Origin of the sequence: Sphingomonas sp., from assembly GCF_042096255.1 — a bacterium.
In the GTDB taxonomy this organism is placed as follows: Bacteria; Pseudomonadota; Alphaproteobacteria; order Sphingomonadales; family Sphingomonadaceae; genus Sphingomonas.
Genome location: NZ_JBELLZ010000018.1, coordinates 37,101 through 48,076, shown reverse-complemented (window position 1 = coordinate 48,076; position 10,976 = coordinate 37,101). Strand labels below are relative to the sequence as shown.

At 68.9% G+C, this 10,976-nt stretch carries 15 protein-coding genes; 2 read left to right on the top strand and 13 right to left on the bottom strand.

All coding sequences use genetic code 11. The annotated features are described in order from the left end of the window. Positions 1 to 10 precede the first annotated feature (10 nt). The 13 genes from ACFDTH_RS05725 to ACFDTH_RS05665 form a co-directional block, all read right to left on the bottom strand. The gene (locus ACFDTH_RS05725; protein WP_375286551.1) at positions 11 to 469 is read right to left on the bottom strand and encodes a hypothetical protein; all 459 of its coding nucleotides are present in this window, start codon (positions 467 to 469) and stop codon (positions 11 to 13) included. A 26-nt stretch (positions 470 to 495) separates the two neighbouring features. Then, positions 496 to 1,029, bottom strand: a complete 534-nt coding sequence (locus ACFDTH_RS05720) for a demethoxyubiquinone hydroxylase family protein (RefSeq protein WP_375286550.1) — start codon at positions 1,027 to 1,029, stop codon at positions 496 to 498. Continuing rightward, a complete protein-coding gene (locus ACFDTH_RS05715; RefSeq protein ID WP_375286549.1) occupies positions 1,026 to 1,508 on the bottom strand; it encodes a disulfide bond formation protein B in 483 nt (160 codons plus the stop codon). Before ACFDTH_RS05715 ends, ACFDTH_RS05720 begins: the two co-directional genes overlap by 4 nt. Beyond that, positions 1,505 to 2,851, bottom strand: coding sequence for a S41 family peptidase (locus tag ACFDTH_RS05710; RefSeq protein ID WP_375286548.1), 1,347 nt, complete (start codon positions 2,849 to 2,851; stop codon positions 1,505 to 1,507). Before ACFDTH_RS05710 ends, ACFDTH_RS05715 begins: the two co-directional genes overlap by 4 nt. An 89-nt stretch (positions 2,852 to 2,940) precedes the next feature. Beyond that, positions 2,941 to 4,077, bottom strand: coding sequence for a murein hydrolase activator EnvC family protein (locus tag ACFDTH_RS05705; RefSeq protein WP_375286547.1), 1,137 nt, complete (start codon positions 4,075 to 4,077; stop codon positions 2,941 to 2,943). Further along, a complete protein-coding gene (locus tag ACFDTH_RS05700) occupies positions 4,077 to 4,499 on the bottom strand; it encodes a 23S rRNA (pseudouridine(1915)-N(3))-methyltransferase RlmH (RefSeq protein ID WP_375286553.1) in 423 nt (140 codons plus the stop codon). Before ACFDTH_RS05700 ends, ACFDTH_RS05705 begins: the two co-directional genes overlap by 1 nt. A gap of 62 nt (positions 4,500 to 4,561) precedes the next feature. After that, positions 4,562 to 4,948, bottom strand: coding sequence for a ribosome silencing factor (rsfS, locus tag ACFDTH_RS05695; RefSeq protein WP_375286546.1), 387 nt, complete (start codon positions 4,946 to 4,948; stop codon positions 4,562 to 4,564). 2 nt (positions 4,949 to 4,950) lie between these two features. Further along, positions 4,951 to 5,571, bottom strand: coding sequence for a nicotinate-nucleotide adenylyltransferase (locus tag ACFDTH_RS05690; protein ID WP_375286545.1), 621 nt, complete (start codon positions 5,569 to 5,571; stop codon positions 4,951 to 4,953). Beyond that, positions 5,568 to 5,852 (bottom strand): type II toxin-antitoxin system RelE/ParE family toxin, encoded by a 285-nt coding sequence (locus ACFDTH_RS05685; RefSeq protein WP_375286544.1) that lies wholly within the window; start codon positions 5,850 to 5,852, stop codon positions 5,568 to 5,570. Before ACFDTH_RS05685 ends, ACFDTH_RS05690 begins: the two co-directional genes overlap by 4 nt. Beyond that, complete coding sequence (locus ACFDTH_RS05680) at positions 5,843 to 6,100, bottom strand: hypothetical protein (RefSeq protein ID WP_375286543.1); 258 nt, start codon at positions 6,098 to 6,100, stop codon at positions 5,843 to 5,845. Before ACFDTH_RS05680 ends, ACFDTH_RS05685 begins: the two co-directional genes overlap by 10 nt. 31 nt (positions 6,101 to 6,131) lie before the next feature. Further along, a complete protein-coding gene (locus ACFDTH_RS05675; RefSeq protein ID WP_375286542.1) occupies positions 6,132 to 7,172 on the bottom strand; it encodes an aldo/keto reductase in 1,041 nt (346 codons plus the stop codon). A gap of 300 nt (positions 7,173 to 7,472) precedes the next feature. Next, positions 7,473 to 8,759, bottom strand: coding sequence for a glutamate-5-semialdehyde dehydrogenase (locus ACFDTH_RS05670; RefSeq protein ID WP_375286552.1), 1,287 nt, complete (start codon positions 8,757 to 8,759; stop codon positions 7,473 to 7,475). Next, positions 8,756 to 9,037 (bottom strand): hypothetical protein, encoded by a 282-nt coding sequence (locus tag ACFDTH_RS05665; RefSeq protein WP_375286541.1) that lies wholly within the window; start codon positions 9,035 to 9,037, stop codon positions 8,756 to 8,758. Before ACFDTH_RS05665 ends, ACFDTH_RS05670 begins: the two co-directional genes overlap by 4 nt. Positions 9,038 to 9,115: 78 nt before the next feature. Between ACFDTH_RS05665 and msrB the strand changes: the two genes are divergently transcribed. Further along, complete coding sequence (gene msrB, locus ACFDTH_RS05660; RefSeq protein WP_375286540.1) at positions 9,116 to 9,598, top strand: peptide-methionine (R)-S-oxide reductase MsrB; 483 nt, start codon at positions 9,116 to 9,118, stop codon at positions 9,596 to 9,598. A gap of 294 nt (positions 9,599 to 9,892) precedes the next feature. Continuing rightward, positions 9,893 to 10,900 carry a hypothetical protein gene (locus ACFDTH_RS05655; RefSeq protein ID WP_375286539.1) on the top strand — a complete coding sequence of 336 codons (1,008 nt, stop codon included), beginning with the start codon at positions 9,893 to 9,895 and terminating at the stop codon, positions 10,898 to 10,900. The last annotated feature ends 76 nt before the right edge of the window (positions 10,901 to 10,976 follow it).

Below are 10,976 nucleotides of genomic sequence, written 5' to 3'. Positions count from 1 at the left end.
GCCTGTCGCCTCAATAAGGTGTGAGGTCGGGGGTCGCCGCCTCGTTGCGCTGCTTGGCCTCGGCACGCGAACGGCGCGCGTTCTGGACGAAGCAGCCGGTCTGCCCACCCGGCCCGACCGTGGAGCAGCTGCCGATGCTGTTGACGCCGGTGCCCTCGGCGAGGGTGGACTTCTCGCGCACCGCCCAGCTCTCGTTCTGCGGCGTCACCTCGAACTCACGCAGCTCCTTGGGAATGCGGAACTGCTCCTCGGCGCCGCGGCGGACGCAGACCACCACTTCCTCACCCGCGTCATTGGTCGGGCAGCGCTGGTTGCCGTAGAGCACGAGCACGCCGTTGACAGGGGCGTTGCGAGAGGTCTCCGTCGCGGCCTCCACGGGGCGGGCGCGCGGCGTGCCGGGTGCGGCCGGGCCGGCGGTCTGCGCCATCGCGGGGGCGGCGACCAGAAGGGAAAGCAGCAATGCGCGCATCATGAGAATCCTCGTCCTCCGCCCTATCATATCCGCTTGGCCGCTGCGATAGCGACGCGGCAGCCGAGACGGATGACGGCGGACATCAGCGGATAGGCCGGCGCCTGCTCCGCGCCATGCGCCAGCGCGGTGTCGCGGTGTTCGAGTTCCTCGGCCTGGAACTCGGCGATCGCCTCCGACAGCGCCGGCTCCGACGTGCCGAGCGCCTTGAGCTGGTCGTCGTAATGCTTATCGATCTCGGTCTCGACCGCGGCGGTGCAGGCCATCGCGGCCTCGGGACCAATCGCCGCAGTCACCGCGCCGAGCGCAAAGCCGGCGACGCTCCAGAACGGCTGGAGCAGCGTCGGTCGGACGCCGCGGGCGACGATTTCGCGGTCGAAATAGGCACGGTGGCGCTCCTCCTGCGCCGCCATGCCGGCGATCTTGCCCGACATCGGGCTGCGCGACCCCATGATCGCGAGCTGGCCGGCGTAGATACGGATCGCGCCGAACTCGCCCGCCTGATCGACGCGGATCATCGACTCGACCGGCTCGCGCCGGTCTCCGGGCATCCAGCTCATCCACGCCTCCCGAGCAGCCAGCCGATCACCCCCGCGCCGCCCAGCGAGATCAGCGCGTTAAACCCGGCGAGCGAGACGCCGCCCAGCGTCCATTGCGCGGCGTCGCAGCGCACCACCGGCGCGGCGAGGATCGACTTGAGCATATCGTCCGTGGTCATTCCGGCGGTCTCAACGGTCCGCGAACAGGCGGTGATCCCCTGCCACCAGTGATATTCCACCCCGGCGTGGAAGACGCCGATCAGCCCCGACACCGCGATCAGCGCCCCCGCTCCCGCCACAAGGGTGCGCTTGACCGCCGGCCCTCCGGTCACGAATGCCAGCGCCGCCACCGCGACCGCGCCATAATGCGGCCAGCGTTGCCAATGGCACATCTCGCACGGATAGAGCCCGCCGATCAGCTGCGATCCCCACGCCACCGCCAGCAATGCGGCGGGCAGCAGCAACGCGACCCAGCGGGCGCGGATCAGGCCGGGGGTCACTTCAGCTCCGGCTCGGGCTTGAAGTCCTTGGCCATCGCCGCGGTCACCGCCGCCACCTGGGTGGGCCCGCCGACCCGCGCTACGGTCTTGAGCGCATACCAGAGCTGGAAGTCGTCAATCCTGATCTTCTTGAGCTGCTCGGGCGTCATGCTGAAGCGGGGATCGTCCTTGGTATCCTCCTCCAGCACGGCATTGTCCGCCTTGATCTCGTTGATCAGATGGCGGCGCAGGTCGGCCTCGCGGAAGACCGGGCGGGTCTTGTAGTCGGGGTCGGACAGCTGGGGCACGCGGATGTCCGGCTCGATCCCGCCCTCCTGCACGCTGCGGCCCGAAGGCGTGTAGTAGCGCGCGGTGGTGAGGCGCAGCGCAGTCTGCGGCCCCAGCTGGAGCAAAGTCTGCACCGATCCCTTGCCGAAGGTCTTCTCGCCCATCACGATGCCGCGGTGATGGTCCTGGAGCGCGCCGGCGACGATCTCGCTCGCCGAAGCGGTACCCGAATCGGTCAGCACCACCACGGGCAGCCCGCGCGCGTCATCGCCCGGCTTGGCGAAATAGCGCTCGATATCGGTCTTGGCGCGGCCCCGCTGCGAGACGATCTCGCCCGCGTTCAGGAACGCGTCCGACACTTCGATGGCCTGGCTGAGGAGCCCTCCGCCATTCGCGCGCAGATCGACCACATAGCCCAAGGGCTTGTGCCCGAGCGCCTTGTCGATCGCCATGATCGCACCGCGCGTGTCCGCACCCGTATTCTCAGAGAAGGTGTTGATGTTGATATAGCCGACGTCGCCCTTCACTTCCCACTTCACTGGGCGCTGGACGATCACCTCACGAGTGATCGACACGTCGAGCGGCTTGTCGCGGCCGGGGCGGACCAGAGTCAGTGCGATCTTGGTGCCGGGCTTGCCGCGCATCGCCGTCACCGCCTCGTCCAGCGTGCCGCCGAACAGCAGCTTCCCGTCGATATGGGTGATATAGTCGCCGGACTTGATCCCGGCGCGGTCGGCGGGCGTGTCCTCTTGCGGCGTGATCACCTTGACCGCACCATCCTCCATCGAGACGGTGAGGCCGAGACCGCCATACTGCCCCTCGGTCTGGAGGCGCAGGTTATCGAAGTCGAGCGCGTCGACATAGCTGGAGTGCGGATCCAGGCTGGAGAGCATGCCGCCGATCGCACCCTTGATCAGCTGCGCGTCGCTGACCTGATCGACGTAGTTGCGCTTCACCTCGGCGAACACCTCGATGAACTCGTCCATCGCGCGTGCGGTCTCGCTCTGCGCGGCATAGGCGACCGCGGCGGTGCCGACGAGGGCGAGTGCGGCGGTGGTCTTGAGGAGCCTGGTCATCGGTGGAATGCCTTTGCGTCGATCAGGGCGATCGTAGCGCCAAACACTGCTGCGCAAAAGCATCCCGCGCCTGAACGCGGGCTGATCGCTCAGCCGACCAATGCCGCGATGTCGACCGGGCGGCCGCGGCGGTAGAGCTCGACGGTGATGGTGGGATCGTCGCCGGCGGGGGCGGTGCCGAGTTGCTGGCCCGCGCGGACCTGTTCGCTACGCTTGAGCGAGGTCCCGGCGAGCCCGGTCACCACGCTGGTCCAGCCGGCACCATGATCCAGGATCACCACGATACCATAGCTGCGGAAGCGACGGGCGAAGCGCACGGTGCCGGCCGCGGGGACACGGACCGGTGTGGAGGGGGCGACCGCGAAGGTCAGGCCGCGCGCGCGCGCGCCGCTAGACGCCAGTTCGCCCAGGCCGGTGACCAACTGGCCCGTCACCGGCAGGCGATAGGCCGGCGTTCCCGCGGGAACCTGCGGCCCAGCGGGTGGCCCGGGCAGGCGCTCCAGCCCCGCAAGCACCTCGGCCCGCGTCCCCGCACCGGCGATCCGATCGACGATGTCGCGCGCGGCCTCGCCCATCGCGATCGCGCGGTCAGACTGGTCGAGCGCGTCGCGGCCCAACGCCAGCGCACGCGCGCCATGCCGCTCGCCGAGCGCGGCCAGCGCCTCGCGCTCGCCTTCCAGCCGCGCGCGCGCGGCGGCGAGCGCATCGGCGGCGAGCGCGGCATCGCGACGCAGGCGGCGACTCTCGGCCAGTTCACCGCGAAGCGCGGCGGTGCGGGAACGGATCACCGGAATGGTGCTGCCGAGCACCGCACGAATGTGGACGAGATCGCCGACCGTGCCGGGCTGCGCCACCGCGACGATCGCCGGCCGGCGCGCGAACGACTGGAGCGCGGCCAGCAACCCCTCGACCGGGCGCTGGCGCGCAGCAAGCTCGGCACGCTGACGCCCGACCAGCGCGGCCACCACCGCCACCCGCGCCTTGGCCGCGGCAAGGTCCGCCTCGCCCGCACGGATCCGCTCGATCACCGCGGCGCGCTGGCGCTCGGCACGGCGCTGCGCGTTGCGCTCGGCATCCGCATCCCGCTGGAGCTGCGCAGCGCGCGCCTTCGCCGCCGCTGACGCCGCTTTCGCCTCGGCGAGCCGTCGTCGTTCCACATCCAACGCCGGCGCCGCCACCACACTGCTGCTCAACGCCAGCGCGGCGAGAAGGGCGAGCCAGCGCATCATCCCTCGCGGTGATAGGGATGACCGGAAAGGATCGCGGTGGCGCGGAACAGTTGCTCGGCCAGCATCGCGCGCGCGAGCATGTGCGGCCAGGTGGCGCGACCTAAGGAGAGCAGCAGGTCGGCGGAGTCGCGGAGCGCGGCGTCATGCCCGTCCGCGGCGCCGATCAGGAACCGCGCCTCGCGCACCCCCTCGTCCCGCCAGCGGCCGAGCTGCTCGGCGAACTCCACCGAGCCGAGCACCTTGCCGCGCTCATCGAGCGCGATCGTGCGGGTCAGGCCGGCGATCTCCGGCATCTTGCCGCCTACGTCTGGCAGCTCGCTCACCCGCGTCGGCCAGGCGATCCGGCCGAGATAGCGCGCGACCAGCTCCGCCTCGGGCGACCGCCCGATCTTGCCGCGCGCGACGATGTGGAGGAGCAGGCTCACGCCTTCCCCGCTACACTCGTGCCGCGAACAGTTAAACGGCCGTCAGGCCTGATCGCTCACGCCACACCGGCCGCCGGAGCGTCGCCGAAGGACCACATCTTCTCCAGATTGTAGAAGGTGCGCACCTCGGGACGGAACAGGTGGACGATCACGTCGCCCGCGTCGATCAGCACCCAGTCCGCGGTGGGCAGACCCTCGATCCGCACCGAACGGCCGCACTCACCCTTGATCTTCTCGGCAAGCTTGGAGGCCATCGACGCGACCTGGCGTGTCGAGCGGCCGCTGGCGATCACCATGTGATCGGCGATCGAGGATTTGCCGGCGAGCGGGATGGAGATCGTGTCGACCGCCTGGTCGTCGTCCAGGCTGTCCAGCACGAGGCGATGGAGCGCCGCGACGCCATCGGCATCGGACGTTCGATAGGCGGGCTGGGTGGCGGGCAAGGTTACTCCTGGGCTGTAGGACTGGCTGATGTGGGAGGCGCAAGGCGCGAATGCCAGGCGGGATCGGCGGCACGCAGCCGTGTCGCCGAGGTCGGGTCAGGGCGGAAACGCAGCAGCACCAGGGCTGGCACACTCCACTCGGTCCAGTCGCTCGCCTGGCGTGCGGGCCTCTGGAAGCGCCGCAGCCAACCCATCGCGGGAGCCGCGAGGGCATCGTCATCATAGCCAGGTCGGGCGATGGCTGCAATCGGCAGCGTACGGGCGATCCCCCGCCAGTCGCGCCACAAGTGGAACTGGGCGAGATTGTCCGCGCCCATCAGCCAGATGAAGCGCCGCTTGGGATAGCGGCGGACGATCGCCGCCACCGTATCGGCGGTGAAACGGGTGCCGAGCCGTGCCTCGATGTCGCTGGCGACGATCGGCGCCCGCGCCGCCATCGCACGCGCCGAGGCAAGCCGGGCAGCGAAGGGCGCCATCGTCTCGGGCGCCTTGAGCGGATTGCCGGGCGAGACCAGCCACCACACCTCGTCCAGCCCCAACGCGCGCATCGCGGCGAGCGTGACGTGGCGGTGACCGCGATGGGCGGGATTGAAGGAGCCGCCGAGGAGGCCGGTGCGGGTCAATCCTCCAGCTGCCAAGCCTGACGTTCGTGGTGGACACGTACCACTTCAACCCTCCGATCATCCACCTGATAGCGGATCAGGTACGGCGTGCCGTAGACAGGCAGAATGCGCTGACCATCCAGATGGGGCCGCCCGCTCCGCGGAAAGTCCTCAAGCACCTTGGCGCGATAACGGATGGCCGCCAGCGTTCGCATAGCGAACTCTGGGGAAGCTTCCCGTTCCAGCCAGTCGTTGATCCCTCGCAAATCGTTCCGCGCCGGAATCGACCAGATTATGCGCATCGGGCCCGATGCGCTGCGATCATCTGGTCCAGCTCGGCCATCATCTCTTCGTGTGAGATCACGTCGCCACGTTCGATGGCATCCAGGCCCACCTGGACGAAGGCGTCGAAGTCGTCGTCGCTTTCCGCTGCACGACGGATCGCCTCGGCAGCATAGGCGCGGCTGCTGATACCGCGGCGCTGGGCGACACGGTCGACCAGCGCCATGACCTCAGGATCGATCTCGGTTGCGATCGGAAGCGATGCCATCCGCCTTTCCTATCTGAGCCGCGCCCGACGCTCAACCGCCGCGCCGCGGCTGGTTCACCATCTCCGCGCGATAGCTGCCCTGCCGTTGCAGCATCCAGCCGGGATATTCGCGCGGCAGCGCGCTCGCCTCATCGAGCGTCTTGAGCTCCTCGGCGGAGAGCGCCACCTCGGTCGCGGCGAGATTGTCGTCGAGTTGGTCGACGCGCTTGGCGCCGACGATCACGCTGGTCACCACAGGCTGGTGGAGCAGCCAGGCCAGCGCGATCCGTGCCACCGACACGCCCTTGGCCTCGGCGATCGGCGCCATCGCGTCGAGCACCTTGTCGCCGCGAGCGATATCCACCGGCGGGAAGTCGAACTGCGCGCGGCGGCCGTCCGCGGACTTGCCGTTGCGGTACTTGCCCGAGAGATAACCGCCGGCGAGCGGGCTCCACACCATCAGCCCCATCTTCTCGGAGGCGAGCATCGGCACGATCTCGCGTTCCAGCTCGCGCCCGGCGATGGTGTAATAGCTCTGCGTGCTCTCGAAGCGCGCGAGGCCGAGCCGCTCGGACACGCCCAGCGCCTTGACCATCTGCCACGCCGCCCAGTTCGAGACGCCGATATAGCGGACCTTGCCGGTACGGACGAGATCGTCGAGCGCGCGCAGCGTCTCCTCGATCGGCGTCACCGAGTCCCAGCCGTGGATCTGGTAGAGGTCGATATGGTCGAGCCCGAGCCGCCCGAGGCTGGCCTCCACCTGCGCCATGATGTGGTAACGCGAGGTGCCGTTGCTGTTGGGCGCCTGACCCATCGGCCCCATCACCTTGGTGGCGACGACGATCTCGTCACGCTTCAGGCCAAGGTTGCGGATCGCCTGGCCGGTGATCTCTTCCGAGAGGCCTTCGGAATAGACGTTGGCGGTGTCGATGAAGTTGACGCCGGCGTCCACCGCCCGGCGGAGCAGCGCATCGGCGTCGCCCTGCTGGACCTGTCCGATGGACTTGAAATAGCCCGCACCGCCGAAGGTCATGGTGCCGAGGCACAGTTCGGAAACGAACAGGCCGGTGCGGCCGAACTGGTTGTAGCGCATGTGATGTCCCTGGATCGGCCCCCGCCGGCGCGGCGGAAGTGGGCACGCCCGAACGGCGGCGCAACCGGCCACCGCCACCATGCCGGTCAGGCGAGACGAATTGAGGCGGTTTAGGCGCTGACGCGGTCAACGCACCGGCAAAGCGACACCTGCGCGCCCGCCCCGCGACAGGACGCGTCCGCCTGGCCACGCGGACGCGACTGATCGTCCCGAGACGTGCGATCGGCGTCAGCGAGAAGGAACGGGCACTGAGAAGCGACATGGCGACGAACATAGCATGAACGACCGCCTGTAGGACAGCTATCCGCGCACCTGCCCGGTGCCGCGGCCGATCCATTTGTAGGTGGTCAGCCCTTCCAGCGCGACCGGCCCGCGCGCGTGGAGCCGGCCGGTGGCGATGCCGATCTCCGCGCCCAGCCCGAACTCGCCGCCGTCGGCAAATTGGGTGGAGGCGTTCCACAGCACGATCGCCGAATCGACCTCGGCAAGGAAGCGTTCGGCGATCGCCGGATCCGCGGCGACGATCGCGTCGGTATGATGCGAGCCGTGGCGGGCGATATGCACGAGCGCACCGTCCAGGCCGTCGACCAGCGCGACCGCGGCAATCGCATCAAGATATTCGGTGTCCCAATCGACCTCTTCTGCCGCGGCGTGGCCCATCGCCTGCACCGCCGCATCGCCGCGAATCGCGCAGCCGCGCGCGGCAAGTGCCGCGACGAGCGCGGGCGCATGCGCATAGGCGCGGTCGATCAGCAGCGTCTCCATCGCGCCGCAGATGCCGGTGCGGCGCATCTTGGCATCGAGAACCACCTGTTCCGCCATCGCCGGATCGGCCGAGCCGTCGACATAGACGTGGTTGATGCCGTCGAGGTGCGCGAGCACGGGGACGCGCGCCTCCGCCTGCACGCGCGCGACCAGGCTCTTGCCGCCGCGCGGGACGATCAGGTCGATGGCGCCCTCCGCCTGGAGCATCGCGCCCACCGCGGCGCGATCGGTGGTGGGCACGCGCTGCGCCGCGGCCGCGGGCAGGCCGGCGGCTTCGAGCCCTGCGGCAAAGGCGCGGTGGATGGCGGCGTTGCTCTCGGCTGCCTCGGAGCCGCCGCGCAGGATCACCGCATTGCCCGCCATCACGCACAAGGCGGCGGCGTCGGCGGTAACGTTCGGGCGGCTCTCATAGATGATGCCGATGACGCCGATCGGCACGCGCACGCGCGACAAGGCGAGGCCGTTGGGGCGCACGCTCTCGTCGATCACCTGGCCGACCGGGTCGGCGAGCCCGGCCACCGCATCGACTCCGTCCGCCATCGCGGCGACCCGCGCGCCATCCAACCGGAGACGGTCGCGCAGTGCCGGAGACAGACCTTCGGCGCGCTCCAGATCGACCGCATTGGCGGCGAGGATCGCGTCCGCCTCCGCCCGGATCGCGGCGGCGGCGGCGCGTAAGCCGGCGCGGCGCTCTTCGGTCGAAAGGCGGGAAAGGCGCTGCGACGCACGCCGCGCATCGGCGGCGAGCGTGGCGACCAGCGCGGCGGGAGCCTGGGGGTCGAGCATGTGCGCGACGCTATCACGCGTGAGCGCATGAGTCAGTTGGGCTTTTCGATCGGTTCCGCCTGCAGGGCTGCCGCTGGTGCCGAGCACTCGCCCGCGCTGGCCGCCACCGCCGCCGGCTTCGCCCGTCCCATCGTCCAGTTCGCCTGCATGCGCACGCGCGGATTGGGCGCGCACCAGATCTCGCCGGTCTCGTTGATCGCGGTGACCCAGATCAGGTTGTGCTCCTGCCCATAGTCGATCACCGCGAAGGCATAGCCCGCGCCCTTGTCGAGGACATGGACGGGAAGCGGCGGATCGAGCTGCTGGAAGGCCATGCCGCTAAAGCGCCGATCCCATGGCCGGGTTCCGCCAAGCCGCTGGAACAGCGCAGGAAACCTCCTATCTTCGATGGCATGACCGATCGCCGCTCCTTTCTGTCGCTTGCCGGTATCGGCGTTCTCGCGACTGCCCTCGGCTGCCGCGCCGCCCCCGCCGAGACCGCGAAACGCTTTCCCGTCCAGCTAAGCGACGCGCAATGGAAGGCGAAGCTGTCGCCCGCCGCCTATCGCGTGCTCCGCCACGAGGCGACCGAGCGGCCCTATTCTAGCCCGCTCAACAGCGAGCATCGCGCCGGCATCTTCGCCTGCGCGGGCTGCGCCAACGCGCTGTTCAGCTCAAAGACCAAGTTCGAGAGCGGCACCGGCTGGCCCAGCTTCTGGGCGCCGCTGCCGCGCGCGGTCGGCACGAAGACCGACCGGTCGCTGATGATGGCGAGGGTGGAGGTGCATTGCGCACGTTGCGGCGGGCACCTGGGCCATGTCTTCGACGACGGGCCCAAGCCGACCGGCAAGCGCTATTGCATGAACGGTGCGGCCATGACGTTCCGACCGGCGTAGCTGGGCAACCGAGGGACGCCGGTCAGGGCTTGAGTTGGCGAGGTCCCGTGCTATGCGCCTACCTGACTGTCAGGGTGGGAGGACGAACTTGCCTCGGGATCGTTGGCATGCCGTCGGCGGCTTGATCGCGCCACTTCCTCCGCAATGCCCGGAAGGGTCACCTGTTCAGTCTCGTCTGAAGAAGGCCTGATCGTGAGCGACGCAAGCGCAGAACCGTCGCCGGATGAGGTGCGCCATAACCAGGCTGATGCAGTGCCGGTGTGGCAGCCTTCGATTGATCGCGTCCGGCGCGCAATGGCCGATAACGACGATGCCGCGCTGATCGCGCTTGATGACGAGCTGCAATCGCTGCTGCAGTTGCCGCCCCGTGCGCTTCAGCGTGGGGCAAGGCAGATCACCCTTTACCGATCGGTGATCGCCTGGAAGCGCGACGGAATCTTCAAGCCCCCGTTCGAAGACCCGCAGACGGCACGCATCCAGTTCTGGGATCTCGACGCCCATAGCAGCGACCTCGAATACAAGCGCCAGTTCATCGACCACGCGGCCGAGCGCTATCCCAATCGCCGCGGCTTCAACATGATCAGGCGCGTGCTGACGACGATCGAGAAGGCTCAGTCCCGCTTTCGTTTCGGCTCCGAGGACGTGCAAATCCATCGCCGGCCGGGCGCGACGCTCACCATTGTCGGGTTCAGCGGAATCAAGGGCGGGTTCGCCGGCGTCGGCTGGATGCTGTTCGACCGCGCGGTCGCCGAGCCGCTCAACGCCAATCTCGTGGTGCTGCGCGACGACAACAAGCGAATTTATCTCGCCGGCATCGCGTCGCTGGGGGATTATTCGTCCAGCGTCGCCAAGGTGCGCGAGATTCTCGGCGAGTTTGCCGACACGCGCGTGGTGGCGACCGGCGCGTCGGGCGGCGTGTTCGGCGCCACCGCCTTTGCAGCGGACCTCGGCGTCCGCCATGTCGTCGCCTTCGCCGGCCCCACCTCGATCGAGGTGGGAGAGGAGAATGAGGACCGGCAGGTCTATCGCCGCATCAGCGAGGACATCGAGGCCGGCCGGTTCGCGCGCATCGACCTGCCGACCAAGGTGAACAACAGCGCGATCGAACGGATCGACTTCTTCGTGGCCGGCCAGGAGGCGTTCGATATGCGCCAGCTGGATGCGCTGCGCAGCCGCTGCACGAAGGTGGTGCCACACATCTATGAGGACCGCAGCGGCCACATCGTCACCGATTATGCGATCGAGGACGGATCACTCTTCGAGGCGTTCAGGGCCGGACCGCAGACGACCGGCCTCGCCTGAAATCGTCCGAACGCCATGATGCCGTTGCCGGGCTTGAGTTCCAAAGGACAGGTGCTAAGCGCGGCAGCCGGGGGAA